This is a genomic window from uncultured Desulfovibrio sp. (assembly GCF_949282365.1).
Lineage (GTDB): Bacteria > Desulfobacterota > Desulfovibrionia > Desulfovibrionales > Desulfovibrionaceae > Desulfovibrio.
Genome location: NZ_CASDOY010000008.1, coordinates 23,958 through 48,847, shown reverse-complemented (window position 1 = coordinate 48,847; position 24,890 = coordinate 23,958). Strand labels below are relative to the sequence as shown.

The window sequence follows — 24,890 nt, the reverse complement described above, 5'->3', positions numbered from 1 at the left end:
CGACGACGCCCGACGGTGGACCGCCGCCCCTCGCGCCGCCGCAGGGCGCCGCCAGATCCCGGGCCCCGTCCTGCCGTCCTGTCCGCGCACGGTTCTTTTCCCCTTCACTGGCCGCCGACGGCCCGGAGTCCCCGCATGTCCGATTTCGTGCATCTGCACTGCCACACCGAATACAGCCTTCTCGACGGCGCCATCCGCGTCAAGGACCTCTGCTCGCGCGCCAAGGATTTCGGCATGCCCGCCTGCGCCATCACCGATCACGGCAACCTGTTCGGAGCGGCCAAATTCTTCCTGACCTGCAAGGACTTCGGCATCAAGCCCATCATCGGCTGCGAGGTCTACGTCTGCCACGACCATCTGGACAAGACCTCCGAGCTGGCCCGCAAGCGCAACCACCTGATCCTGCTCTCGGAGAACATCGAGGGCTACCACAATCTGGTCAAGCTGGTGAGCCGCAGCTATCTGGAGGGCTTCCACTACAAGCCGCGCGTGGACAAGGCCATGCTGCGCCAGTATTCCGAAGGCCTGATCTGCCTTTCGGCCTGCATCGCGGGCGAGATACCGCGCGCCCTCAACGCCGGCGACATGGACGGCGCCCTGGCCCTGGCCCGCGAATACGCCGACATCTACCCGGACCGCTTCTATCTGGAACTGCAGTCCAACAGCCTGCCCGAGCAGGAGGTCGCAAACAAGGGCCTTCTGGAGATCGCCGACCGGCTCAAACTTCCCATCGTGGCCACCAACGACTGCCACTACCTCAACGCCGACGACGCCGACGCCCACGAGGTGCTGCTCTGCATCCAGACCCAGACCACCATGGACGACCCCAAGCGCATGCGCTTCGGCACCCATGACCTCTATTACAAATCCGGCGAGGAGATGGAGGCCGTCTTCGGCCATCTGCCCCAGTCCCTGAGCAATACGGCCGAGATCGCCGAACGCTGCAACGTGGAACTGGACATGGGCCACCATTATTTCCCGGTCTACAAGCTGCCCGAGGGCGCCAGCCTGGATTCCGAGTTCCGCCGTCTGGCCGAGGAAGGCCTGGAACGCCGCCTGGAAAAGCACCCCAACCGCGCCAACATCGACCCGCAGGCCTACCGCGACCGTTTGCAGTACGAGCTCAAGGTCATCCTCGAGATGGGCTTCCCCGGCTATTTCCTCATCGTGCAGGAGTTCATCAACTGGGCCAAGGACCACGGCATCCCCGTGGGCCCGGGCCGCGGTTCGGCCGCCGGTTCGCTGGTGGCCTGGTCCCTGCGCATCACCAACCTGGACCCCCTGCCCTACAATCTGCTCTTCGAGCGCTTCCTCAATGCCGAGCGCGTCTCCCTGCCCGATATCGACGTGGACTTCTGCGAACGCCGCCGCACCGAGGTCATCCAGCATATGGTGGACACCTACGGCAAGGACAGCGTGGCCCAGATCACCACCTTCGGCACCATGAAGGCCAAGGGCGTGGTGCGCGACGTGGGCCGCGCCCTTGGCATGAGCTTTGCCGAGACCGACCGCATCGCCAAGCTGGTGCCCGACGACCTCAAGATGACCATCAACAAGGCCCTGGAAGCCGAGCCCGAGCTCCAGAACCTCTACGACACCGACCCGCAGGTCAAAAAGCTGCTGGATACGGCCCGCCGTCTGGAGGGCCTTTCGCGCCATGCCTCCACCCATGCCGCCGGTCTGGTGGTCTCGCCCCGGCCCATGGACGAGTTCCTGCCCCTCTACACCGGCAAACGCGGCGAACTCGTGACCCAGTTCGACGGCCCCATGACCGAGAAATCCGGTCTGGTGAAGTTCGACTTCCTGGGCCTCAAGACCATGACCCTGATCCAGGACACCCTGGACAACATCGCCCTGCAGGGCAAGACACCGCCCGATCTGGACAACCTGCCCCTCACCGACGCCGCCACCTACGACCTCTACGCCCGCGGCGATACCGACGGCATCTTCCAGGTGGAAAGCTCGGGCATGCGCCAGTACCTGCGCATGCTCCGCCCCTCCTGCTTCGAGGACGTCATCGCCATGCTGGCCCTCTACCGCCCCGGCCCGCTGGGCTCCGGCATGGTGGACGAGTTCATCAAGCGCAAGCACGGCCAGGTGCCCGTGGTCTATCCCCACGACTCCCTCAGCGACTGCCTGCGCGACACCTACGGCGTCATCGTCTATCAGGAACAGGTCATGCAGATCGCCCAGATCATCGCCAGCTACACCCTGGGCGGCGCCGACCTGCTGCGCCGCGCCATGGGCAAGAAAAAGCCCGAAGCCATGGCCAAGGAGCGCGTCAAGTTCGTGGAAGGCGCGCTGAAGAACGGCGTGGACAAGGCCAAGGCCGACGAGATCTTCGACCTGATGGAAAAATTCGCCGAATACGGCTTCAACAAGTCGCATTCCGCCGCCTATGCCCAGATCTCCTATTTCACGGCCTATCTCAAGGTCCACTACACCGTGGAGTTCATGGCCGCCCTGCTCACCTCGGAAATGGGCAATCAGGAAAAGCTGCTCAAGTACATCTCCTGCTGCAAGGACATGGGCATCGACGTGATCCAGCCCTCGGTCAATGCCAGCCAGCGTTCCTTCTCCGCCCGTGAAGGCCGGGTGGTCTTCGGCCTGGGCGGCATCAAGAACGTGGGCGACAGCGCCATCACCGAGATCATGGACGCCCGCAAGGACGGCGAATACGCCTCGCTCTTCGACCTCTGCTGCCGCGTGGACCTGCGCAAAGTCACCAAGCGCGTGCTCGAAGCCCTCATCAAGGGCGGCGCCTGCGACTGCTTCGGCGTCTCGCGCGCGGCCCTGCTGGCCGCCCTGGACATCGTGGTGGCCCGCGCCCAGAAAAAGGCCAAGGAGAAGAACTCCAACCAGATCTCCCTGCTGGCCATGGCCCCGCAGGTGGAAGCCAGGCCCCAGCCCGGCATCGGCTTCGACTGCCCCGAGTCCGGCATCCCGGAGATGGACGAGGACCAGCGCCTCAAGAACGAGAAGGAGGCCCTGGGCTTCTTCCTCACCAGCCATCCCCTGCAGCCCTTCAGCCGCGAGATGCGCCGCCTGCGCCTCACCACGCTGGAAGACGCCCGCGACCTCTTCCCCAAGGCCGAGCTGAGCACCGCCGTGCTGGTGGTCAGCCTCAAGGAAGTCATCACCAAGTCCAAAGGCGAGCGCATGGCCTTCGTGGGCGTGGAAGACCTCACCGGCCATGCCGAGGTCACCTTCTTCCCCCGCGCCTATGCCGAGGCCCGCGAGCTGCTCAGGAGCGAACAGCCCCTCTGCCTGCGCGCCACCGTGGACAGTCAGGTGGACGAGGCCCGCGACAGCGACGAGGACGGCGAAGAGACCGGCCGCGAAGTCAAGCTGCTGGGCCAGAGCGTGACCCTGCTGGCCGAGGCCTGCGGCCAGAGCGATACCCCCATCTGCGTGCAGATACCGGCCCATCGCCTGGGCGAGGAAGACATCCTGGCCCTCAAGGCCATCCTCGAAGCCTACCCCGGTCCCGTGGAAGCCGAAGCCATGGTCCTGCTGGACGGCGTGCGCTGCCACCTCAGCCTGGGGCCGCAGTTCCGCGTCAGCCCCGGCCCCGATCTGGACAGGGCCCTGGCCGCCTGGGCCGGATAGGGAAAAGCCTTCCCCCGGGGGAGGGGGCCCGCTATCCCTCCGCCCCTGCCCGCGGCCCGCGACAGCCCTTGCCGCAGCGCAGGGATGACGGCAGCGGCAAGGATTTTTTCAAGAACACCCCCCTGGCTGACCGCATGGCAGCCAAAGGAAAGCATATGTCCAAAAAAATCTGGCGCCTCACGGTGCGTGACGAGATATCCGCAGGTCACGCCCTGCGCCATTATGAAGGCAAATGCGAACGCCTGCACGGCCACAACTTCGCCGTGGAACTGACCGTGGAAGGCGACAGGCTCACCGAGAACGTGGAACTGCTGCTGGACTTCAAGGTCCTGAAACGCGCCCTCAAGGACGAGCTGGCCGGCCTCGACCACCAGATCATCAACGAGGTGCCGCCCTTCGACCGCCTCAATCCCTCGTCGGAAAACCTTTCCCGCCACATCTTCCAGAACGTGGCCCGCCGTCTGGCCGCTGACGAACATGCCCGCCATGTGCGCGTCCACAGCGTCAGCGTCAGCGAAAAAGGCACGCAGAGCGCCACCTATCTGGAGCTGGACGACTAGCCCCGCAGCGGGGCCGTTCCCGGCCGGAGCGGCAGGACGCCTGATCGTGGCGGCCGCAGGCTTTTTGGACGGGGGAGGCAGGGGCCCCTTTGGGAAAAGGGCGCCCTTCCTCCCCCGCACCCCCTCCTTCCCCCCGAAAACGTTTATCCGGGCCGCCATGGCAGGTCCCCGTCGCTGTCTCACGGACAGGGATCTTGTCCCCTGACCGGGGATGTGACCGGCGAAAGGGAAGGGCAGGCCTTTGCCTTTGCTGGACACTCCTTCCCCCTGACTGGAGATGCGACAGGAGAAAGACAAGGGCCGTCTGGAAGCAGGGACAGGCAGGAGAACAGGACGGACAAGGCTGCGGGCCCGCCCTTCCGCCACCTTCCCACTGTGGACGATATGCGCCTGTCTGCGGCGCGCCTGTCCCTGAACGCAAAAAGCTCCCTTTTTCGGGAGCTTTTTTTCATCTGTGGCCACTTCCGGCCTCCGCAGGGATGGGTGCGCCGCGACCACGCCGTGACTCACATCCGCCCGACAAAGCGCGCGGAGAAGGGATGGAGGGCTGGGAAGGGAAAACTTCTCGCGCGGGCAGCGACCCAAAGGGCGGCCGCAGGCCGTGCCCGTTGCGACGAAGGAAGCTGCGGGCATCGACAGCAGAGATGTAAGGCCCCTTCCGCCGGATGCTCCACTCAGGCCGACTCTCTGCGGCGGGCGACGATGCCGCGCCGGGCCAGCTCGGCCACCACTTTTTCCGCGAAGACGGGCAGCATGGCCTCGGCCTGGGACGAAAGGCCCACCTGCATGGTGCGCCAGTCAAAGGGCTGCAGGCCGAAGGCCAGGCACTGCGGGCGGCAGCCGGCCAGCTCGCAGACCTGCAGGGTCTGGAGCAGATCCGTCTGGTGCATGGATCCCTGGAAGCTCAGGCTGCGGCTCAGATCCTCGTTTTCCAGCAGATAGACCGTGCCCGGCTCCTTGCCGCCCAGCACCACGTCCAGCACCACCAGCAGATCGCAGTCTTCCAGCTCGGACATGAGCAAAAGGCCCTGGGTGGCCCCTTCCTGCAGGCGCACGTTTTCCGGCCACTGATAGCTGTCCGCAAGATACTGCACAGCAGCCACGCCGAAGCCCTCGTCACGCAGCAGGATATTGCCCACCCCCAGGATCAGCACCCGGGGGGCACTTGCGCTCTCGCTCATGGAGCCTCCTTGTCTTGAGGGACCCGCGCCGGTGACAGGCGCAGAAAAAAGGGGAAGGGCCCCCTCGCGGACAGCCCTTCCCCTGATGTACGAACGGGATTACAGGACCTTGAACTCGTGCACCTGATTGCTTTCGCCGTCGATGACGTGTACGGCGCAGGCGATGCAGGGGTCAAAGGAATGGATGGTGCGCAGGATCTCCACCGGGCGCTTGGGATCGGCCACAGGCGTGCCGATCAGGGCCTGTTCGGCGGCGCTCATCACATGCTTGGCGTCCCGCGGGCCCAGGTTCCAGGTGGTGGGCACCACCAGCTGGAAGTTGCCGATCTTGCCGTCTTCGATGCGCAGCCAGTGCGACAGGCCGCCGCGCGGCGCATTGACGAAGCCCGCGCCGCGCCCTTCCTTGGGCACGGAACATTCCATGGCGATCTTCTTGTCGCCGCCGGCGATGTTGGCTTCGTACGCGGCCAGCCACTTTTCCACCTGCTGGGCGATGACCAGGGTCTCGATACCGCGGGCGGCGGTACGGCCCAGGGTGGAGAACAGGGCTTCCGGTCCCACGCCCAGGGCGGACAGGACCGTGTCCACCACGGGCTTCACGGCCGCATGTCCCTGGGCATAGGCCACCAGCACCTGGGCCAGCGGGCCGGTTTCCACGACCAGGCCGTCGTAGCGCGGGGCCTTGAGCCAGGAGTAACGGTCCGTATCGCCCAGGCGGGTGAAGGCGGGCTTGGTCTCGCCGTCGTAGGGGGCGCGGGCCTTGTCGCCTTCATACCAGCTGTGGCGCACATGTTCGGCGATCTTGGCGGGATCGAAGGGCAGGGGCTTGTCGAGCTTGCCGTCCAGCAGCACGCCGGGCTTGAGCCAGCGTTTGGTCAGGTCGCGTTCGCCGCCCACTTCGGGGAATTCGCCGAAGGCCATGAAGTTGCGGCAACCGCAGCCCAGACCGGCCCAGTCCTTGTAGGCGCCGGCCACCAGCAGCAGGTCGGGGATGTAGACTTCTTCGATGAATTTGCGGGCCTGCAGGTACAGGTCACGGAATTCCTTGATGCGCGCCGGCGTCAGGGACTCGTAACAGGTCACGCCGCCGGGGATCAGGAACTGCGGGTGCGGGTTCTTGGCGCCGAACACGGCCATGGCCTTGGCGGCGTTGACCTGCACGCGCAGGGCTTCCAGGTAGTGGGCGGTGGCCACCAGGTTGGCTTCGGGATCCAGATAGTACGCCGGATGGCCGCCCAGGAAGTAGGCGTTGGTGAAGGGGCCCAGCTGGCCGCTGTCCACAAAGGCTTTCAGGCGGGCCTGCACGGCCTTGAAATCATCGGCGCTGGCCTTGCGCGGCGACACGGACGACGCCAGGGCCGCGGCCTTGGCCGGATCGGCCTTGAGGGCGGCGGTCACGTCCACGAAGTCCAGGGCATGCAGATGGTAGAAATGCACCATGTGGTCGTGCATGAACTGCAGGCCCAGCACCAGGTTGCGGATGTAGGTGGCGTTGGCGGGCAGGTTCAGGCCCATGGCGTCTTCCAGCGCACGGGTGGAGGCCAGGGCGTGGGTATAGGTGCACACGCCGCAGGTACGCTGGGTGAAGTGCTGGGCATCGCGGGGGTCGCGGCCCTTGAGGATCACTTCCAGGCCACGGTACAGGGTGCCGCAGCTGCGGGCGTCCTTGATGCGGCCGCCTTCCACTTCCACTTCGATGCGCAGGTGGCCTTCGATACGGGTCAGCGGGTCAACGACAATGGGACCGGAGAAATTGCTCTGGGGCGTTTTCTTGACTTGGCTCATGCTGGCAGCTCCCTAGTTCTGGTAAAAAGGCGACAGGTCATCCCAGAAACCGGGCTCACTGCAACCGATGCAGGGATGTCCGGCCCGCACGGGCCAGTTGGTCTCGTTGAACAGGGCCTTGGGGCAGTTGTTGAAGGTGCTGGGACCCTTGCAGCCCAGGTCGTACAGGCACCAGCCCTTGCGCGCTTCCTCGGAATCGAAGGAAGGCGCGAACTCGCCCGCGTCGAAATGGGCGCGGCGTTCGCACAGGTCGTGCACGGACTGGCCGTAGAACATGAGCGGCCGCCCCTGTTCGTCCAGCTTGATCTCCTTGTTCTGCAGGAAAGCCACCAGCGTGCCCACCAGATTGAGCGGGTTGGGCGGGCAGCCGGGGATGTTGATGGCCTTGACGTTCATGCCCAGATCGGCAAAGCAGGCATTGACGCCCTTGGCGGCGGTGGGATTGGGTTTGGCGGCCTGCACGCCGCCGTAGGCGGCACAGGTGCCCATGGTGACCACGGCCTTGGCCTTGGGCAGCACGCGCTTGCAGAGATCCAGCATGGTGTGCCCGCCCACATAGCCGTACTTGCCGTCCAGCGCCGTGGGGATGGCGCCTTCCACCACGCAGACGAAGCCGTCAGGATTGTTGATGGCCTGTTCCAGCGCGGCCTCGGCGGCCTCGCCGGCGGCGGCCATGATGGTTTCATGGTAATCCAGGGAGATGGTGTCCAGGATCAGACTGTCGATGAAGGGTTTGCAGGTGCGCAGCAGGGCTTCGGAACAGCCCGTGCACTCAGCGCAGTGCAGATAGACCACGGAAGCGCGGCGCCCGGTCAGCGCGGCAGCCACTTCCGAGGCCATGGAAGGCCCGAGGCCCATGGTCACGGCCACGGCCGTACAGAATTTCAGAAAATCACGACGGCTGACGCCATGCTGCGCCAGACGTTCCTCCCCACCTTTCTTGCCCAGACCAACGGCAATACGCATACGCGCCTCCTGTCTGCAGGATGAGATAAAACACGATCGCATGAGAGGAAATGGAAGGCTCCAGCCACGGAGCCTTCCCCCGACTGCCGTCCACTGCTGATGAGGTGCATGCCACAGCAAGGGACGACCAAGGCCATGCATGGTCGAATGGGGGGAGTTTGCGACGGAGGGAAGGATGGGTGGGATTATGCGAGGGCATGCCATCCATTGCCCTGCGCCGCAACCAGGAAAAAACGCGAACCCGCGTCGTTACCTGGCTACCTCACAAACGGACAATGAACATGATGCCTCCTTACGGCGGAAAATTCCGCCTTGAGGACTACTCTATCCTGCCGCGCGCATCAGGTCAACTGCCCCGGCTGATTTTCGGCAATGGACCCGCCCCCGCCAGCGCATGAAGGCCCGTCGCCACAGGAAAAAATTTTTTCTCCGCCCGGCCCGGCCCGGCGCGATCCCGCACGCTTCCCTGCCTGTCCGGTCCTGCTTTGCCCGCCTCCCGTCCCACCTGCCGCGCCCGTGCTGACCCTGCGCGCCGCCTCCTGTCCTGCCGGCCGGTCTGCCCGGGCATGCCGCCGGATGTCCCCGGGCGCTTTGCCCCGCCCCTCTCCGCCCTCTCCCGCGCCCTTTGCCTCGCCCCTCCGCCTGTCCGCGCCTTTCCCATGCCTTGTCCGCGGGCTCCCCGCAGGGAACAGGCGCTCCCGTTTTCCCGCATGAGGTGGTGAGCGGAGCGTCAGGCGAGTAGGCCCCTATGCCGGATGCCGCGCCGCAGGCGGCCTTCCGTCGAGCCCTGTTTCACGCCGTCCTGCCCGGAGCCGGGACGGTTCCCCTGTTTTGCTCCGCGTGAAGGCCCTCGACCCTGCCTGCCGCATCTGGCATACTGGGGCCGCCGGCATGTCGCCGGAGCGAAACCGCAAGGAGAAGACGGATGAAGACTCTGGATTGCCGGGGCCTGGCCTGCCCCCAGCCTGTGATGCGCACCCGTGACGCACTGGAACAGGAACATCCCCAGGAACTGCTGGTGCAGGTGGACAATGCCGCCGCCAGCGAGAACGTGAGCCGTTTCCTGCGCCGCAGCGGCTTTGAGGTCAGCGTCAGCCGGCCCGGGGACGCGCTGTGGGAAGTGCGCGGGCTGGCCCAGGGGGCCGCGCCCCAGGCCCCGGACGGCGAACAGGCCCCCGCGGCGGCGACGGAACAGGCGCGCAAGACCCTGGTGCTCATCACCACCGAGACCCTGGGCCGCGGCGACGACGAACTGGGCGCCCGCCTGATGGAAAACTTCCTGGCCAGCCTGCCCGAACTGGGCCCGTCCCTGTGGCGCATCGTGCTGCTCAACGGCGGCGTCAGGCTGGCCTCCCTGCCCGGCAAGTGCCTGGATACCCTGAAGCAGCTGGAAAGCAACGGCGTCAGCATCCTGGTCTGCGGCACCTGCCTCAACTTCTTCAACCTGCTGGAAGCCAGGCAGGTGGGCGAGACCACCAACATGATGGACGTGGTGACCAGCCTGGCGCTGGCCGACAAGGTCATCCGGCCCTGACCGCAACGCCTGCGGGCCGTGCGGGAAAGCACCTTTCCCTGCCCGCGCATGAGGCATGAAAAAAGAGGGACGCTCCACAGCGTTCCTCTTTTTTATGTCCTGCGTTCTGTCACTGCAGGACAGCCGGGACCTTCCCGGTCCCGCCGTCCTTTTCCCGCTCATGGCACGGGACTCCGCTCCTTTCCGTCCGCCTGCCGGTATCCCGGGGTGCAGGGAACGCAGCACCGTCCCCCCCCAGACGCCTCGCCCCCCTGAAGTCCATGCCCGCCAGTCCGGGCGAGAGGGCCCTGCCCGTGGTGCAAGGCCGGAGGCCCGCCGCCAGACCGGAGCAAAAGTTTCCGGCGGCATGGAGGGGGACGCTGAGGCAGGGGCCCCACCCCAACGGGGTCCTCCGCCTCCCCGTCCGTCTTCCTATCCTTCCCACAGCCCGGCCAGCACAGCGGCCGTGCGGGCCAGCAGATCTTCCGTATGCCGGACGGTGAGGCCGAAGCGCAGCAGGGCCTGACCACGCGGCACGGTGGGCCAGCGCGCGCCCAGCACCAGCACGCCGCTCCCGGCCAGACGGGCGGCCAGACGGTGGCAGCGCTCCTCATCGCCCACCGGCACGGACAGGATATGGGCATCGCCCATGACCGGCAGGCCCCGTTCCGTGAGCGCCTGACGGAAAAAGGCCACGCGCGCGGCCAGCGTGCGGCGGCGCGCCTCAAGGTGCGGCAGTTCCTCCACCAGCGCCAGCAGGCAGGCCGCATGGGCGGGCGGCAGGGCCGTGCTGTGCATGACGGCCGAGGCCAGATGCTCGAACAGGGGCGTGAAGCCTGCGGGCAGGAGCAAAAAAGCGCCCCACAGGCCCAGGGATTTGCCCAGCGTGCCCACCACCAGATCGGCCGGGGCCGCACCGCCGTCCCGTGCCGCCTGCGCGGCGCACAGGCCGCGCCCGCCGGGGCCCAGGGCCCCCAGAGCGTGGGCCTCGTCCACGCACAGGAAAAAGCCGTATTCCCGGCGCAGGGCCGCCATGCGGGAAAGATCGAGGGCCGCCCCGTCCATGCTGTACAGGGATTCGGCCATGACCACCGGCTGCGGCGCTTCCGGCGGCAGAGAGGCCAGCAGGCGTTCCAGATGTCCGTAATCCAGATGGTTCCAGGCGCGGACGCGCGCCCCGGCCAGCGGCAGGGCCCGCATGACGCTGGCATGGCAGCGGCGGTCCACGAAGGCTTCCTGCCCCTGCTGGAGCAGGGCCGTCACGCAGGCCAGATTGGCCTGGTAGCCGCTGGGCAGGAAAAGGCATTCCGCAAAGCCGAAATACCCGGCCACGGCCCGGCAGGCCCGGTCCACCAGCTCGCTGCGGCCCCCGGCCAAACGCGAGGCCGAAGCCGACGGCGCATGGGCGGCGAAGCAGGCGGCCACCCGCGCCTGCCACTGCGCGTCGGCGGCCAGGCCCAGCCCGTCATTGCTCATGAAGGAGATGTATTCCCGGCCATCCCGGCGCACCAGCGGTCCGGCGGCCCCGCCGGCCAGGGCGGCGCTGCTGCGGGCAAGGCCCAGACGGGCATCGGCCCGGACACGGCCGTTCAGACAGTCAAAAAGGCTTCGGCGTTGCGGGACAGGCATCGGTACAGCTCCCTGTAGCGGCGTTCCAGCAGCTCACGGGAAAAAGAAGCGTCATAGGGCAGCAGGCCCACGCGCAGTTCCAGCTCCAGCGGCGGCAGCGCCCCTTCAGGCCCGGCCAGCCCACGCACACGCACCAGCGAGGCCGCCACCCCGCTCCCCTGCGCCATGACGCGCACCTCCAGACAGGCCGTGCCGGACAAGGGGCCCGCGCACCACGGAGCGCGCTCCACGGACAGCAGGAAGGCATGGCAGGCAAAATCCCGCGCCACGCGCTGTTGCAGGGCCGCGGCCTGCGCGGCGGCCTCCAGCACCTGCCAGAAAGGCGCGGCCGCGCAGCGACGCCAGGCCACGAGGTGCGGCCCATCCGCTCCGGTCATGGTACGGGCCGCATCCAGCAGCACGAAGGGCGCGGGCGCCTCAAGGAGAAAATCACAGTTCATGGGCGCAGATCCACCACCAGCGCCGCGTTCTGGCCGCCGAAACCGAAGTTTTCCAGCAGGCCGGGGCCGGAAGGGAAAGGACGAGGCGCGCGCACGAAGTCCAGACGTGCGGAACAGGGCCGCTCCAGATGCCGGACGGGCGGCATCCGGCCGTCGCGCCAGGCCGCCAGCGCGCAGCACAGTTCCAGCGCGCCGCAGGCCGAGGAGCCGTGCCCCAGCCAGGATTTGAAGGCCATGACGGCCGGGCCGCCGGGACGATCCGCCAGCAGGCGTTCCCAGAGCAGGCTCTCGGCCTGGTCGTTGAGCTGCGTGCCCGTGCCGTGGGCCGAGAGCCAGCCCAGCTCCCCGGCGTCGAGCCCCGCTTCCCCGAGGGCGGCCCGCACGGCCAGCTCGGCCCAGGTGCCCCGGGCTTCGGGCGCGGTCAGGCTCCCGGCGTCCACGGACGCGCCGTAGCCCAGGATCCGCGCATGCACATGCGCCCCACGGGCCTGCGCCGAGGCCAGGCTCTCCAGCACGAAGGCCGCACCGCCCTCGCCGGGCACGAAGCCGTCCCGGCTGCCGTCAAAGGGACGCGGGCCCGCGCTGGGTGCGCACAGACTGAGGGCACGGGCCTTGTGATAGCCCAGCAGGCCGCCCAGGGACAGGCGGCTGTCCCCGGCCGTGACCAGCACGGCGTCGGCCAGGCCAAAACGTATGCGCCGCCAGCCTTCGCCCAGGGCCTGCAGGGCCGAGGCGCAGGCGGCATTGACGGTCAGGACCTCGCCGTGGCAGCCGCAGAAACGGGCCAGCGCCCCGGCGGCGGTATTGGGCAGCCAGCGCAGCAGCCAGAGGGCCGCCAGCGGCATGCTGTCCTGCGGCGGCAGGCCCGGTTCACCGCTGACGTCCAGCATGGGCCCCATGGCCGCAATGATCTGGCTGCGCGCGGGCAGGCCCTGTTCCAGTCCGGCATCCCGCACGGCGCGCAGGCCGGAAAGCACGGCCATCTGGCCGGCCCGGTTCAGGTAGTGGCGATGCCGCCAGCCCTCGAAGCGCTGCCGGGCCTCGTCCCGGCCCCAGTCCTGCACCGGACAGACGGCAAGGCCTTCCAGGGCCCCGGAGGCCCGGAAAGCGTCCCGTCCGTCGCGCAGGTTGCGGGCCATGCCGTCCAGGTCATGGCCCAGAGCCGTGCAGCAGCCCACGCCGCTGATGACCACCGTCGGCGACGCGGACATCAGGCCCCCTGCCGCGTGGCCCTGACGGCCTGTTCCACCCAGCGGGCGATATCGCCCAGGGTCAGGGGCGAGCGCAGCGTCGCGGCGTCGCCGCCGGCATAGAACTCGAGCAGCTGCCGCCGCCGGGCCTCGTCCAGATGGCCGTAATGCTCGCGCAGCAGGGCCGCCGCATCCGGGGCCTCCGCCAGCTGGTAGCGCAGGGAACGCAAAAAGGCGCGCTCCTCATCCACGAAGACATGGAAGGTGGCGCCCAGCTGCACGCTCACTTCCAGCAGGTCGATGGATTCGCAGGGCAGGTCCTGCATCAGCAGGGTCGCGTCGCTCAGGCTCGCGGGGTCGCGCTCGAACAGACGGGCCACGATCTCGCGGACCCTGAGGCTGATCTCGTCGTATGTCATCACAGCTCCGGGAGTTTGAGGGCCCCCAGGCCCCCGTCGAGGGTCACCACGCTGCCGTTGATGGCCGCAGCCTCCGCCGACAGCAAAAAACACAGGCCCGGCAGTACGTCGGCAACGTCCAGACAGCGCCCGGCGGGCATGGCGCGGGCCGCCTGTCCGTGGCCGGACAAAAATCCATGGCCGCGCCCGGCATCCAGCCAGCTCAGGCGCGCCGAACAGGCGCTGAGGCCGCGCCCGGCCAGTTCCACGCCCAGACTGCGGTACAGGGCCTCCCCTGCCAGTTTGGCCGCGGCGTACCAGCCCTGACCGGGAGAGGGGCGCTGGGCGGCGCTGGACGAGACGAAGACGCAGCGCCCGAAACGGCGGGCCAGCATGGCCCGGCTCACGGCGCGCAGGCAGCGGGCGCGCAGGACCAGGTCATTGTCCGCCCAGGCCCCGATGGCCTGCGGCGCGGCCATGCCCACCAGGCATTCGAAACGGGAGTGCAGCAGATCGGCCAGATGGCCCACAGGCAGGCCCAGCAGGGCCTCGCAGCGGGTGGGCAGGCTTTCGGGCTCGCCGAGCACGAGAGCGGGCAGGCCGTCCCGCGTGCAACGCGCGCAGCCCACGTCGTCACGGCAGACGCAGCAGACCTGGGCCCCCTCGGCCCGCAGGGCCAGGGCCAGGGCGCGGCCCAGCTCGCTGCTGCCGCCAAGGATGAGAACGGAACCGGAGAAGGTCAATCGCATGGCCGCATAGTGAAAAAAAAGCGGCCCGCATGCAAGAGGGGGCGCCACGCGCGGCAGCAGACCTGATCCCGCCGGGACCTGCGGACAGGTGACTGGCGGCGCATCAGGAGGCGCGACAGGGAGCATGAGAAAGGTGTTGCGGGAAAGCGGGACGCCGGGGGAGGAAGAAGGGCCATTTTTGCCCACGCGCCCTTTCTTTCCCCGCTGTCCGGGCCGGCCCGAAACGTCAGGCCCGGCAGGACCGCCCGGCAAGCTCCGGCCGGAAAGAGCCGGCCCGGGCCATCAGGCCCGCAGCCACCTCATGCCAGGACGAACACCGCCTCCGCCGCGCAGTCGTCCCCGCACAGCAGGCGGCAGCGCAGTTCCGCCGGCGCGGCCCCGTCGCTGTCATCGGTGCTGATGCGGCACAGCAGGGCCTCGTCCGGCAGGACGAAACGACGGAAACGCGCACGGCGCACGGCACGGACACGGCACGGCGCAAAGGCCTCCTCCACGCTCCGGCGCATGGCTTCCAGCAGGCAGGAACCGGGCACGCGGGGCGCGCCGGGGAAGTGATCGGCCAGCAGGGCCGCTCCGCCGGGAAAGCGCAGAGGCACGTCCCGCTGCGGCATCAGTCTTCCCAGAGCAGGCGCAGGGGACCGGCTTCGGCCAGTTCCTCCAGCGAGATGAAGACGCGCTGCGTACCGGCGGCCCAGGGGGCCACCTGATAGGGCTGGAAATAGACGCGCACCCCGCCGGGCACCAGGGCCAGGGCCGAGAAATTGTCGGTCACGGGCTCCGTGCCTTCCAGGATCATGCTGTCCACCCGGCCGCCGCCCAGGCGCACGGCCAGTTCCCGCCGTGATTTGGACGACATGATCTCCAGGGCCTTGTCCACATTCTCAAAGATGTCCACCAGTCCCAGGCGCTGGCCGGAGAGCAGGCTGTAATTGAGCGGGATGACATCCAGATTGCCGTGGGCGCCGCCGGTATAGGTCCAGATCTCGAAGACCAGGCTCAGGGCCCTGGCCGAGGGGCGCGTCAGGGTATAGGAGCCCATGAGTTCGCAGGGGGGGCGTTCCTCCTCCTGGAACTGCAGGGAAAGGGGGGCCAGTTCGGTCTCGAAGGTGGAGGCGATGCGTTCCACCCAGCCGGCCACGTCGCGGTCCACATCCTTGCGGCCCAGCATGGGATAGCTGATGGTGATGTCGGGCATGCCCGGGCGGGAGACGCGGCGCAGCTGGCAGTCCGTCACGGAGATGGGGGATGGGGACGGCCTGGAATGCGAGTCGGCCAGCATGGAGCCCTGGCCGTGTGCGGCACTGGCCGGAGAGCACAGCTCCGGCGCCAGCGAAAGGTACGAGAGCAGGGCCGCCAGCGCCAGCAGGCGACCGCTGTGGCAGCAGGCCCCCGACAGGTGGCGGAGATTCCCAAACCTGAACATTTTTCCCCCCGGCAACAAAAAAAGAGATGGCGGCGTGGCGCCGCAAGCTGGTTGTAGAGGGCTCCCGCGGCCCTGTCAAGACTTGCGGGACAAATAACAGACCGGCCTTCCCGGCCTGCACGGGCAGGGGGAAGACCGGTCGTGCGCAGCGTCGCCCGCGCAGGGGCGGAAGGGCCTAATGGTGCGAGATGTCCCGGACCCTGACGTGGAAGCCGTAGCGCAGTTCCGCCACCAGCCGCCAGTGGCGCAGCAGGAGCAAAGCGGCCAGGATGAGATAGGTCCAGGCATAGAAGTCGTGCAGGCGCAGCGGGTCATGGGGCAGGCCCAGCAGGGCTTCCAGCTGCGCGTCATAGAAGGGCGAGAGCAGCTGGGCCAGGAAGAGCACCAGCAGGGCCGCGGCCTCGCGCAGGCCCAGGCGCAGGTCCAGCAGCAGGGCCACGGCGAAGATGGACTGCCCCGCGGTCAGGAAGATCTCCTGGAACTGGTGCGCATCGAGGTTGATGGGCGCGCTGCCGCCGGAAGACACGGCGTAGACGCCGGGGATCATGCCCACCAGCAGGGTCCACTGGTTGAGCTTGGAGGACAGCAGGCTGCCCAGGGCCAGACCGGCATTGCCACGGAAGGCGAACATCAGGGCCACGATGAATTCGGGCGCTTCGGAAGCGATGGGCGCCAGCCACTGCACCAGCAAGAATTCGTTGATGCCCAGCAGCTTGCCGCTGGCCACCAGACTTTCGCTGAAGGGCTCGGCATTGAACAGGATCACCAGGGCCGCGAAGAGGAACAGGCCGGCCACGGAACGCATGCGGGCCGGGCGCGAGAGCCGCGCCAGGGCGGCCGCCGGGCCTTCGGGCTCTTCCTCCTCGCAGGGACGGCGGGCGATGATGCACATGTACGCCACATAGATGCCCAGAAAGATTACGCCGTCCAGCAGGGTCAGGGAGCCCTTGAGCGGGATCAGCAGGGCATAGAGCGTCGCCAGGCCGAGAAAGAGGACATCGGTGCGCTTTTCCTCGTGCAGGGCCACATAGTCGTGGAAGCGTCCGGCGAAGATCAACACGATGGCCGTCCAGCCCACGCCGATGAGCAGCCGGTTGGCGCCGGTCATGTTGGCGATGGCATAGTGGGAGTAGGCGCTTTCGGGGTGCTGGCCCGCCATCCAGGTGAAATACATGTCCACGGCGTATTCGGGCAGCACGGCGATGAAGGCCACCACGGCCACGGCCACGGCCTGGGGGATGTCGAGCTGGGCCACTTCACAGGCCCAGGTCAGCAGGAAGGATGCCCCCAGGATGGCCAGACCGGCCAGCACGGCCACCAGCATGGGCGAGACATCCGCCGGGGCCAGACGCAGGGCAAGGCCCGGCAGGGTCATGAGGACGGCCAGAAGATAGGGACGCAGATCGCGCAACGACATGTGGCTCTCCTTGGCAGGGATGCGAGGTTTGACAAATAAAAAAAGACCCCGGCTGCATGCAGTCATGCGGCCAAGGTCTCACTTGTCGGCAGGGCCAACGGCAGCACCAGACGTAACGTCAGGCTGTTGATGCTGCCCGGGTCTCAGGGACCCAGTTACTCCCCTCAGGTGCCAATCAAAATAGCCGCTCCGCAGGGGCCTGTCAAGCCTGACCGGCCCCGCGCGACGGCGCAGCCTTTTTGACGCCGCCGAGGGCCTCGCGCCCATGCTGACCGCCCCGCGCGACGGCGCAGGCCCCGGGCCGGCTGCCGGCGGGAAAGGACACAGCCTGCGGTCCGGGGGAGACCGGAAATGCCTCCGGCCTGCGCCGGAAAGGGACGGGGGACGTCCGCGCCGGGGACGGCCCTGCGCAGACAGCGGGACGGCAGCTTCCGCCCGGTCACGGGGAACCGGACAGGCCAAGGCGGCATGAGAGGATCAGGCCCCTGTCCGGGACAGCGGGAGGCCCGCCCTGCCCGATTGCAGCCCGGGGGGCTCTCTGCTATGAGTAAGCCCATGAACATCATCTGCCCCCAATGCGGTTTCAGCCGCCCCTTCCCTCCCGACCGCGCCCCGGCGCATTCGGTGATCGCCACCTGCCCCCAGTGTTCCTGCCGCTTCCGCTTCCATCCCCAGGACGGGAGCAGCGAGCTGCTGGATCCTGTCCGCCCCCAGGCCGCTCCCGCGTCCACGGACCTGCCCCCCGGCGCCGTCATCCCCGGCGGGGAGGACGAGGAACGCGGCGCGCCCTGCCGCCGCGAGTCCTGCCGTGACGAGCCCCGCGAGGAGCTGCCGCCCTTCCGGCCCCGCGACAGCCGGGACACGGATGAGCAGGACGAGGGCCCCGGACCGGACCGGGAAGAAGACGACCTCGCGGACGAGGCGCAGGAAGACGGGGACCGTCCCGGCCTGCCGTCGGGCAATCCCTGGGAGATGGCCCCCGCGCCCTCGGGCTGGCTGGTGGCCTTTTACCGCACGAGCATGCGCATCATGTTCGGCGCGCCGGCCTTCTTCACCTGCCTGCGGCCGCACCGCCGCTCGCTGCGCGCCCTGGGCTTCTACCTGATCGTCAGCATCGTCTTTTCCGCGGTGCAGCTGCTCTGGCTGCGCGGCATGACCAACGTGCTGGTGGAGGGCGGCCTGGACCCGCAGATGCAGCAGATGCTGCTCAACAACCCGCTCATCAACGAGAGCATGTTCCTGTTCATGCTCAAGCAGGTGGCCTTCGTGACCCTGCAGCTCTACGCCCAGAGCGCCCTGCTCTACCTCATGTTCCGGCTCATCTTGCGCGACAAGCCGGAATTCGACCTCATCTTCCAGGTCAGCGCCTATGGTTCGGCGCCCATCCTGCTCTGCGTCATCCCGGTGCTGGGCTCGCTCACCGGCATCGTCTGGAGCCTGGCCTGCAGCCTCATCGGCTACAAGACCGTGCTGCGCCTCGACTGGGGCCAGACCCTGCTGGGCTATGCGCCGGTCTTCCTGCTGGAGTTCTTCCTGCTCCTGCAGATGATACGATGACCAGGGCCGCAAGTGTCCGTCCGGGGCCCGCTGCCGCTGCCGGCGCGGGTCCCTTCCCCCCTGCTCCAGACCGCCCTGTCCAGCCATGAACGAGACCCCTTCCCCGTCCGCCCGGGACGCCGTCACGCCGCCGGAAAAACACGACTTCGACAGCACCCGCCTACTGCTGCCCGGCGCCCTCGCCCTCGCCCTCTGCCTGCTGCTCTGCATCTGGCTGTGCATCGACATCTTCAGCTGGCCGCTGGAGGCGCGCCAGCGCATCCTCATGTGCCTGCTGCTGTTCTGCCTGCTCCTGCTGCTGGGCCTGGCGGGCTGCCTGTGGCGCGGCGTCTACCTGCCCCTGCTCGGGGCCCTGCGCGAACTGGGCCCCGACGCCGACGGCCGCATGCCGCAGGGCTCGCCCGTGCCCGCCATCACCAGCCGCATCCGCCGCATGCACGAGAACATGCAGCGCACCCGCCTGGCCCTGGAGGAAAGCCACGAGAACCTGCGCCAGAACCTGCGCCAGACGGAAAAGATGGCCCTGGTGGGCAAACTGGCCGCGGGCGTGGCCCACTCCATCCGCAACCCGCTGACCGGCCTCAAGCTGCGCCTGTTCTCCTTCACGCGCGGCATGGCCCTTTCCCCGGCCCAGCAGGAGGACGTGCAGGCCATGGACGAGGCCGTGCGGCATATGGAAGCCATCACCAGCAATTTTCTGGAATTTTCCCGCCGCCCCCATCTGAGCAAGGAACCGCTGGACATGAGCGAGGTGCTGGACCGCACCCTGATCCTGCTGCAGCCGCGCATGGAAGCCTACAAGGTGACCCTGCGCCGCACGCGCCACGCGCCCCTGCCGCGCGTGGACGGCGATGCCGAGCAGCTGCGCGAGGCCCTGGCCAACCTCATCATCAATGCCTGCGAGGCGGCCGGCACCGACGGCGAGGTCCGCATCAGCGAGGAACGCGGCCGCCTGGCCCCGCTGGGCCCGGTGGTGGTCATCCGCATCGAGGACAGCGGCCCCGGCGTGCCCGAAGAACTGCGCGAGGTCATCTTCCAGCCCTTCATGAGCACCAAGGTGGAAGGCACGGGCCTGGGCCTGCCCATCGCGCGCCGCATTTTCGAGGAACACGGCGGCTGGCTGCACCTGCACAACGCACCGGGGCACGGGGCCAGCTTCGTCATGGTGCTGCCTGTCCGCAAGGGGGACGACGTATGGCTGAGATCCTCATAGTCGACGACGACCACCATTTGCGCCAGGGCTTCCAGCGCCTGCTGGACGCCGAAGGCTATGCCACGCGCACGGCCGCCTCGGCGGAAGAGGCCCTGCACCTCATGCGGGAGCGGATGCCGGATTGCGTGGTCATGGACGTGCGCATGCCCGGCATGGACGGCCTGGAGGCCCTCAAGCGCATGCGGGCCCTGGACGGCTGCCCGCCCGTGCTCATCATGACGGCCTATTCCACCACCGAGACCGCCATCGAGGCCACCCGCCTGGGCGCGTTCGACTACATGCTCAAGCCCTTCGACATCCCGCAGGTGCTGGAACTGCTGCAGCGGGCCCTGGCCGCGGGCGAGAGCCAGCGCCGCCACGAGGCCAGGCCCGAAGCCGACGAGCCCGGCGACGAGGACGACCTGCGCCTGGTGGGCCATACCCAGCCCATGCAGGAGCTGTACAAGGCCATCGGCCGCGTGGCCCCCACCGACGCCCTGGTGCTGATCCGGGGCGAATCCGGCACGGGCAAGGAGCTGGTGGCCAATGCCATCTGGCGCTACAGCCCGCGCTCGCGGCGCCCCTTCTCGGTCATCAACTGCGTGGCCATCCCCGACACCCTGCTGGAAAGCGAGCTCTTCGGTTACGAGCGCGGCGCCTTCACCGGCGCGCAGCACCGGCGCATCGGCCGCATCGAACAGGCCGCCGGCGGGACCATCTTCCTGGACGAGATCGGCGACATGCCCCTGAGCATCCAGGCCAAGCTGCTGCGCCTGCTGCAGGAAAAACAGATCCAGCGCCTGGGCGGCCGCGACTCCATCGACGTGGACGTGCGCATCATCGCCGCCACCAATGCCGATCTGGAACAGGCCGTGGCGGACGGGCGCTTCCGCGAGGACCTCTACTACCGGCTCAAGGTGGTGACCCTCTGGACGCCGCCCCTGCGCGAGCGCCGCGAGGACATCCCCGCCCTGGCGGCCTTCCTGCTGCACCGCCAGGCGGTCGAACTGCACCGCCCCGATCCGGGACTGGAAGAAAGCGCCCTCTGCTATCTGGCCGGGCTGGCCTGGCCCGGCAATGTGCGCGAACTGTCCAATGCCCTGCAGAAAGCCCTGGTCTTCAACAACGGTGCGCCCCTGAGCATCCGTGACCTGCAGCAGGTGCTGGACGCTCCGGCGGTACGGCAGCACGGCCCCCTGGCCGCCGAGACGGCCCCCTCCGGCCCCGGGGCGCATCCCCCGGCCGCCGCCCCCAACGGGAACGCGGGCGCGGAACCTCCGCAGCCCGGGCCCGAAACGCCCCCCGCCGCCGGCGATCCCGTCGCGACCCACGGCGAGGAACGGCGCAGCCTGGCCGGCATCGTCGCGGACTGCCTCCGCTCCGGGGACGCCTCGCCCTTCGAGACCTGCATGGACATCATGGGCCGCGCCGTGGTGCGCGAGGCACTGCGCCAGTGCCACGGCAACCGCTCGCAGGCGGCCCGGCTGCTGGGCCTCTCCCGTCCCACCCTGCTGGCGCGCATGGAAAAATACGGCCTGAAGATCGAGACCCGCATCAGCGACGAGTGAGACGGCCCGGGACACGGGGCACGGGACAGCGGCCGCTCCGGCGCCTTCCGGGCCCGCCGGGCAGCCGCATGGTCTGCAGGCAACGGAGCTGACGCCAGAGGCCCGGCCCGCGCACGGCTTGCCTGCGTCGTGCCTTCCCCCCGGCGACGCACGCAAGGCAGCGCACCCGCGACGCGGGTGTTTTTTGTCTCGCACCCCGGCGCCCGACCGGCCAAAGCCCATAAAAAAAAGGCGCCGCCCCGAAAGGCAGCGCCCCAAAGATCCTTGTGCGCGGAACTTACTTGTTCAGGCAGCAGGCGTCGTCCACCTTGAAGAAGGCGGCAGCCTTGGCACCGCACACGGGGCAGGTGTCACAGGGGCCTTCGTGGGTGTAGCCACAGACCTTGCAGACATAGAAGTCCACGTTGTCGAACGCGTGGTTGTCGGCAGCGGCCTTCTTGTACAGGTTGGCGTGCACTTCTTCCACCTTGTTCACCATGTCCATGTACTTGGCCACGGCGGTCTGGCCTTCGGCTTCGGCGTCCTTGATCATTTCGGGATACATCTTGGTGAATTCGTAGGTCTCGCCGCCGATGGCGTCCTGCAGGTTGGCGGCGGTGTCGCCGATCTTGCCGGCATTCTTGAGGTGGGTGTGGGCGTGGATGGTCTCGGCGGCGGCAGCGGCGCGGAACACCTTGGCCACACCGGACAGGCCTTCCTTGTCGGCGGCCTGGGCGTAGGCGAGATACTTGCGGTTGGCCTGGGATTCACCGGCGAAAGCGGCCATCAGGTTTTCGAGAGTTTTGCTCATGGTGGTTCTCCTTGGGGGGTGTATGTTCAAAAAATCTTGTCTCAATCAGTAACGATTCCTGTTTACAGAAAAGAGCTGCCCTTGTAAAGCACTTTTTTGCCTTTTTCCGCAGATCGTCTTCCCCTAAATAAGACCGTCCCCGCCGGCGTCAATGGTCCGCGATGATTTTCCGCCTGTTCTGCCGCGCCGGACGCGGACGACGCCCCGGCCTCCCGTCCGCGACGCTTGCGGCCTTGTCCAAGGCAGGCTAAAAAAATAGCATGACAGCGACGCAATCCCCCCCATCCGCCCTTTCGGCCCAGGACATCATCCGTCATTACGGCCTGACCCCTCATGTGGAGGGCGGCCATTACCGGCGCATCTGGTGCAGCCAGCAGGACCTGCAGCCCGACAGCCTGCCCTGCGGCATCTACGGCAGCCGCCCCTGCAGCACGAGCATCCTCTACTTGCTGCAGGCCGGCGAACGCTCCCGGCTGCACCGCATCCGCCAGGACGAACTCTGGCATTTCCATCTGGGGGGCCCCCTGCGCCTCTACTGCCTGACGCCCGACGGGCAGGAGCTGGATCGCGTGCTGGGCACGGACATCCTCGCCGGGCAGCATCTGCTGCTGGCCATGCCCGGCGGCTGCTGGTTCGGCGCCGAACCCTGTCCGGGGACGGATTTTTCCCTGGTCTCCTGTACCGTGGCGCCGGGCTTCACCTTCCATGATTTCGAGCTGGCCCGGGCCGGCTGTCTGGTGCGCCGCTATCCCGCAGCGCGGGAACGGATCGAGCATTTCTGCCAGCCCGCCGCAGGGGCCGCCGCCGAAGGGGGCAGCCCCGCATGAGCCGCTTCGCCATCCCGGCCGCCACGGCCGAGGCCCCCTTCCAGAGCGAGCTCGTCATCCGGCGCAGCCGCTTCCTGACCCATTGCGCCCATACGCCCGGCATGGAGGCGGCCCGCGCCTTCGTGGAACGGATCCGCACCCGTCATGCCGATGCCACCCACAACTGCTGGGCCTTTGTGGCCGGAGCCCCCGGGCACAGCGGCCAGGTGGGCTTTTCCGACGACGGCGAACCGCACGGCACGGCCGGACGCCCCATGCTGCAGGTGCTGCTGCACTGCGGCGTGGGCGAGATCGCCATGGTGGTCACGCGCTGGTTCGGCGGCGTCAAGCTGGGCACCGGCGGTCTGGTGCGGGCCTATCAGGATTCGGTGCGCGAGAATCTGGCCGCCCTGCCGCTGACGGAAAAAGTGCCCACCCTGGAACTGGACGTGCAGCTGGATTACGCCCATCTGGACCGCCTGCACCGCCTGCTGCCCGCTTTCGAGGCCCGGGTCTGCGCCGAGGCCTACGATCAGGCCGCGCGGGTGCGCATCCGCCTGCCCGAGGCCCTGCGCGGCCCCTTCGAGGAGGCCCTGGCCGGTCGCACCGACGGCCGCGCGCGCTGCACGCCGGTGGAAAAGGCCTGACACGGCCCGGACAGGTACGGACAGCCCCGGACGACACGGACGACACGCGGACGAGGAGCCCCGGGCCGGATGCCCATGAGCCCCACGGGGAACGGGCACGGCCCCGCGGCCACCGGCTGCCGTGCGCTCGCCGTCCGCTCACCATCTGGCCGCGCCCGCGCGGCAGGGATCCCCTTCATCGCCCCTTGCCACCGCTCTTTCCCCGTTCTGCGCGCTTTTTCAACGACGACGCCCCGCCTGCCACACGCAGACGGGGCGTCCGTTCAGCTCTGTCATCACTGATCGCGTTGCACCTACTCGATCACCTTCACCGGCACGTCGGGCGCCAGGCGGACCAGGCCGTCGATGATGACCCGCTCCCCGCCCTTGAGTTCGCCGCCCACCACGCTGGTGTCCCCGGCTTCAAAGAGGATGTCCACCTTGCGGTACGAGGCCTTGCCGTCGGTACCGGCCACATAGATGTAATTCTCCTCGCGGCCGCTCTGCACCGCGCGGCTGGGGATGGCCAGCGCCTGCCGGGCCACGCCCAGGGGCAGCTCCACGGTCACGAACTGGCCGGGCCAGAGGCGGCGGTCCTCATTGGTGAAGGTGGCCCGCAGCTGGATGGTGCCGGTGGTGGTGTCCACGCTGTTCTCCACCAGGGTCAGCAGGCCCTTTTCGGCCTGCCCGCCCACCGGGGTCACGTCCACTTCCACCGGGCCGGCGTGCATGCGTTCGAGGATCAGGGAAAGGTGCCGTTCCGGCACCGAAAACGTCACATAGATGGGCGAAAGGGTCACGATGCTGACGATGGGCGTGGTGTCCGAACTGCGCACCATATTGCCCTTGTCCACCTTGAGCCCGCCCACGCGGCCGCTGATGGGCGCGCGCAGGGTGCAGTAGGAAAGGTCCAGGGCGGCGCTTTCCACGGCGGCCTTATCGGCCTGCACCGTGGCGCGCAGGGCCGCGGCCTCGGTGGCGGTCTGTTCGTAGGCCTCGCGGCTCACATAGCCGTTGCCCACCAGCTTGCCGTACCGGCCCTTGTCGTTGGTGGCCTTTTGCAGCTGGGCTTCGGACTTGGCCAGCTGGCCCTGCTTTTCGCGCAAGATGGCCTCGAAGGGACGCGTGTCGATGGTCAGCAGCACATCGCCTTCGTCCACATGCTGGCCTTCCGTGAAATGGACCTTTTCGATCTCGCCGGTCACGCGCGGGGTCAGCCCCACGCTGGCGGAAGCCTTGACATTGCCCACGGCCCCGAGCACGCGCGGCACGTCCTGCGGCTGCACCGTCATCACATGCACGGGGGCGGCCTGTTTGCCGCCCTGCCCGTCCTTGTCGCCGGAACAGGAGGCCAGCACGGGGACGATCAGGAGCAGGAAGATGGCAAGATGTTTCATGACAGCCCTCACGATATTCTGGATGATGCCTCAAAAATGTTGCACGCCAGACACATCGCGTCAAGAAAACAAATGGACGGCCCCCGCGCCATCG

21 protein-coding genes are annotated in these 24,890 nt (G+C 68.0%); 8 read left to right on the top strand and 13 right to left on the bottom strand.

Translation table 11 applies throughout. The annotated features are described in order from the left end of the window. The first annotated feature begins 135 nt into the window (after positions 1-135). On the top strand, positions 136-3,609 hold the full coding sequence (dnaE, locus tag Q1X76_RS03785; RefSeq protein WP_300718196.1) for a DNA polymerase III subunit alpha: 3,474 nt from the start codon (positions 136-138) through the stop codon (positions 3,607-3,609). Between the two features lie 155 nt (positions 3,610-3,764). Further along, positions 3,765-4,169: a 6-carboxytetrahydropterin synthase gene (locus Q1X76_RS03780; protein ID WP_300718195.1), complete on the top strand. Its 405-nt coding sequence runs from the start codon at positions 3,765-3,767 to the stop codon at positions 4,167-4,169. Positions 4,170-4,843: 674 nt separating this feature from the next. Here the strand turns inward: Q1X76_RS03780 and Q1X76_RS03775 are convergent. From Q1X76_RS03775 to Q1X76_RS03765, 3 genes are all read right to left on the bottom strand, one after another. Beyond that, on the bottom strand, positions 4,844-5,350 hold the full coding sequence (locus Q1X76_RS03775) for a HyaD/HybD family hydrogenase maturation endopeptidase (RefSeq protein ID WP_300718194.1): 507 nt from the start codon (positions 5,348-5,350) through the stop codon (positions 4,844-4,846). Between the two features lie 99 nt (positions 5,351-5,449). Beyond that, the gene (locus Q1X76_RS03770) at positions 5,450-7,135 is read right to left on the bottom strand and encodes a nickel-dependent hydrogenase large subunit (RefSeq protein ID WP_300718193.1); all 1,686 of its coding nucleotides are present in this window, start codon (positions 7,133-7,135) and stop codon (positions 5,450-5,452) included. Positions 7,136-7,147: 12 nt separating this feature from the next. Next, positions 7,148-8,101: a hydrogenase small subunit gene (locus tag Q1X76_RS03765; RefSeq protein WP_300718192.1), complete on the bottom strand. Its 954-nt coding sequence runs from the start codon at positions 8,099-8,101 to the stop codon at positions 7,148-7,150. Between the two features lie 925 nt (positions 8,102-9,026). On the opposite strand from Q1X76_RS03765, the gene yedF reads away from it, so the two are divergent. Next, positions 9,027-9,635, top strand: a complete 609-nt coding sequence (yedF, locus tag Q1X76_RS03760) for a sulfurtransferase-like selenium metabolism protein YedF (protein WP_300718191.1) — start codon at positions 9,027-9,029, stop codon at positions 9,633-9,635. 411 nt (positions 9,636-10,046) lie between these two features. Here yedF and Q1X76_RS03755 read toward each other — a convergent pair whose 3' ends face one another. From Q1X76_RS03755 to Q1X76_RS03720, 8 genes are all read right to left on the bottom strand, one after another. Then, on the bottom strand, positions 10,047-11,243 hold the full coding sequence (locus Q1X76_RS03755) for a pyridoxal phosphate-dependent aminotransferase family protein (protein ID WP_300718190.1): 1,197 nt from the start codon (positions 11,241-11,243) through the stop codon (positions 10,047-10,049). Further along, on the bottom strand, positions 11,204-11,683 hold the full coding sequence (locus tag Q1X76_RS03750; protein ID WP_300718189.1) for a hypothetical protein: 480 nt from the start codon (positions 11,681-11,683) through the stop codon (positions 11,204-11,206). Before Q1X76_RS03750 ends, Q1X76_RS03755 begins: the two co-directional genes overlap by 40 nt. Continuing rightward, complete coding sequence (locus Q1X76_RS03745; RefSeq protein ID WP_300718188.1) at positions 11,680-12,894, bottom strand: beta-ketoacyl-[acyl-carrier-protein] synthase family protein; 1,215 nt, start codon at positions 12,892-12,894, stop codon at positions 11,680-11,682. Before Q1X76_RS03745 ends, Q1X76_RS03750 begins: the two co-directional genes overlap by 4 nt. Then, a complete protein-coding gene (locus Q1X76_RS03740) occupies positions 12,894-13,292 on the bottom strand; it encodes a hypothetical protein (protein WP_300718187.1) in 399 nt (132 codons plus the stop codon). The genes Q1X76_RS03745 and Q1X76_RS03740 overlap by 1 nt, the downstream gene beginning before the upstream one ends. Further along, positions 13,292-14,020: an SDR family oxidoreductase gene (locus Q1X76_RS03735; protein ID WP_300718186.1), complete on the bottom strand. Its 729-nt coding sequence runs from the start codon at positions 14,018-14,020 to the stop codon at positions 13,292-13,294. The genes Q1X76_RS03740 and Q1X76_RS03735 overlap by 1 nt, the downstream gene beginning before the upstream one ends. A 299-nt stretch (positions 14,021-14,319) precedes the next feature. Then, positions 14,320-14,631 carry a hypothetical protein gene (locus Q1X76_RS03730; protein WP_300718185.1) on the bottom strand — a complete coding sequence of 104 codons (312 nt, stop codon included), beginning with the start codon at positions 14,629-14,631 and terminating at the stop codon, positions 14,320-14,322. After that, the gene (locus Q1X76_RS03725) at positions 14,631-15,443 is read right to left on the bottom strand and encodes a DUF3298 and DUF4163 domain-containing protein (protein WP_300718184.1); all 813 of its coding nucleotides are present in this window, start codon (positions 15,441-15,443) and stop codon (positions 14,631-14,633) included. Before Q1X76_RS03725 ends, Q1X76_RS03730 begins: the two co-directional genes overlap by 1 nt. A gap of 175 nt (positions 15,444-15,618) precedes the next feature. Continuing rightward, on the bottom strand, positions 15,619-16,860 hold the full coding sequence (locus Q1X76_RS03720) for a sodium:calcium antiporter (protein ID WP_300718183.1): 1,242 nt from the start codon (positions 16,858-16,860) through the stop codon (positions 15,619-15,621). 555 nt (positions 16,861-17,415) lie between these two features. On the opposite strand from Q1X76_RS03720, the gene Q1X76_RS03715 reads away from it, so the two are divergent. From Q1X76_RS03715 to Q1X76_RS03705, 3 genes are all read left to right on the top strand, one after another. Continuing rightward, positions 17,416-18,417 (top strand): YIP1 family protein, encoded by a 1,002-nt coding sequence (locus tag Q1X76_RS03715; protein WP_300718182.1) that lies wholly within the window; start codon positions 17,416-17,418, stop codon positions 18,415-18,417. Positions 18,418-18,502: 85 nt separating this feature from the next. Continuing rightward, a complete protein-coding gene (locus Q1X76_RS03710; RefSeq protein WP_300718181.1) occupies positions 18,503-19,630 on the top strand; it encodes an ATP-binding protein in 1,128 nt (375 codons plus the stop codon). Continuing rightward, a complete protein-coding gene (locus Q1X76_RS03705; RefSeq protein ID WP_300718180.1) occupies positions 19,612-21,177 on the top strand; it encodes a sigma-54 dependent transcriptional regulator in 1,566 nt (521 codons plus the stop codon). The genes Q1X76_RS03710 and Q1X76_RS03705 overlap by 19 nt, the downstream gene beginning before the upstream one ends. 277 nt (positions 21,178-21,454) lie before the next feature. Here Q1X76_RS03705 and Q1X76_RS03700 read toward each other — a convergent pair whose 3' ends face one another. After that, the gene (locus Q1X76_RS03700; protein ID WP_300718179.1) at positions 21,455-21,967 is read right to left on the bottom strand and encodes a rubrerythrin family protein; all 513 of its coding nucleotides are present in this window, start codon (positions 21,965-21,967) and stop codon (positions 21,455-21,457) included. 260 nt (positions 21,968-22,227) lie between these two features. On the opposite strand from Q1X76_RS03700, the gene Q1X76_RS03695 reads away from it, so the two are divergent. Both Q1X76_RS03695 and Q1X76_RS03690 read left to right on the top strand, forming a co-directional pair. Then, positions 22,228-22,794 carry a cupin domain-containing protein gene (locus Q1X76_RS03695; RefSeq protein ID WP_300718178.1) on the top strand — a complete coding sequence of 189 codons (567 nt, stop codon included), beginning with the start codon at positions 22,228-22,230 and terminating at the stop codon, positions 22,792-22,794. Beyond that, on the top strand, positions 22,791-23,420 hold the full coding sequence (locus Q1X76_RS03690) for a YigZ family protein (protein WP_300718177.1): 630 nt from the start codon (positions 22,791-22,793) through the stop codon (positions 23,418-23,420). Before Q1X76_RS03695 ends, Q1X76_RS03690 begins: the two co-directional genes overlap by 4 nt. A 293-nt stretch (positions 23,421-23,713) precedes the next feature. On the opposite strand, the gene Q1X76_RS03685 is transcribed toward Q1X76_RS03690, so the two are convergent. Further along, positions 23,714-24,796, bottom strand: a complete 1,083-nt coding sequence (locus Q1X76_RS03685) for an efflux RND transporter periplasmic adaptor subunit (RefSeq protein WP_300718176.1) — start codon at positions 24,794-24,796, stop codon at positions 23,714-23,716. Positions 24,797-24,890 lie beyond the last annotated feature (94 nt).

Bases quoted from the DNA above. Each gene is read 5' to 3' on its own strand.
- Q1X76_RS03755 (WP_300718190.1), bottom strand. From the start codon at position 11,243: ATGCCTGTCCCGCAACGCCGAAGCCTTTTTGACTGTCTGAACGGCCGT.
- Q1X76_RS03700 (WP_300718179.1), bottom strand. From the start codon at position 21,967: ATGAGCAAAACTCTCGAAAACCTGATGGCCGCTTTCGCCGGTGAATCC.
- yedF (WP_300718191.1), top strand. From the start codon at position 9,027: ATGAAGACTCTGGATTGCCGGGGCCTGGCCTGCCCCCAGCCTGTGATG.
- Q1X76_RS03720 (WP_300718183.1), bottom strand. From the start codon at position 16,860: ATGTCGTTGCGCGATCTGCGTCCCTATCTTCTGGCCGTCCTCATGACC.
- Q1X76_RS03690 (WP_300718177.1), top strand. From the start codon at position 22,791: ATGAGCCGCTTCGCCATCCCGGCCGCCACGGCCGAGGCCCCCTTCCAG.
- Q1X76_RS03725 (WP_300718184.1), bottom strand. From the start codon at position 15,443: ATGTTCAGGTTTGGGAATCTCCGCCACCTGTCGGGGGCCTGCTGCCAC.
- Q1X76_RS03730 (WP_300718185.1), bottom strand. From the start codon at position 14,631: ATGCCGCAGCGGGACGTGCCTCTGCGCTTTCCCGGCGGAGCGGCCCTG.
- Q1X76_RS03765 (WP_300718192.1), bottom strand. From the start codon at position 8,101: ATGCGTATTGCCGTTGGTCTGGGCAAGAAAGGTGGGGAGGAACGTCTG.
- Q1X76_RS03780 (WP_300718195.1), top strand. From the start codon at position 3,765: ATGTCCAAAAAAATCTGGCGCCTCACGGTGCGTGACGAGATATCCGCA.
- Q1X76_RS03770 (WP_300718193.1), bottom strand. From the start codon at position 7,135: ATGAGCCAAGTCAAGAAAACGCCCCAGAGCAATTTCTCCGGTCCCATT.
- dnaE (WP_300718196.1), top strand. From the start codon at position 136: ATGTCCGATTTCGTGCATCTGCACTGCCACACCGAATACAGCCTTCTC.
- Q1X76_RS03695 (WP_300718178.1), top strand. From the start codon at position 22,228: ATGACAGCGACGCAATCCCCCCCATCCGCCCTTTCGGCCCAGGACATC.
- Q1X76_RS03750 (WP_300718189.1), bottom strand. From the start codon at position 11,683: ATGAACTGTGATTTTCTCCTTGAGGCGCCCGCGCCCTTCGTGCTGCTG.
- Q1X76_RS03705 (WP_300718180.1), top strand. From the start codon at position 19,612: ATGGCTGAGATCCTCATAGTCGACGACGACCACCATTTGCGCCAGGGC.
- Q1X76_RS03735 (WP_300718186.1), bottom strand. From the start codon at position 14,020: ATGCGATTGACCTTCTCCGGTTCCGTTCTCATCCTTGGCGGCAGCAGC.
- Q1X76_RS03715 (WP_300718182.1), top strand. From the start codon at position 17,416: ATGAACATCATCTGCCCCCAATGCGGTTTCAGCCGCCCCTTCCCTCCC.
- Q1X76_RS03685 (WP_300718176.1), bottom strand. From the start codon at position 24,796: ATGAAACATCTTGCCATCTTCCTGCTCCTGATCGTCCCCGTGCTGGCC.
- Q1X76_RS03745 (WP_300718188.1), bottom strand. From the start codon at position 12,894: ATGTCCGCGTCGCCGACGGTGGTCATCAGCGGCGTGGGCTGCTGCACG.
- Q1X76_RS03775 (WP_300718194.1), bottom strand. From the start codon at position 5,350: ATGAGCGAGAGCGCAAGTGCCCCCCGGGTGCTGATCCTGGGGGTGGGC.
- Q1X76_RS03740 (WP_300718187.1), bottom strand. From the start codon at position 13,292: ATGACATACGACGAGATCAGCCTCAGGGTCCGCGAGATCGTGGCCCGT.
- Q1X76_RS03710 (WP_300718181.1), top strand. From the start codon at position 18,503: ATGAACGAGACCCCTTCCCCGTCCGCCCGGGACGCCGTCACGCCGCCG.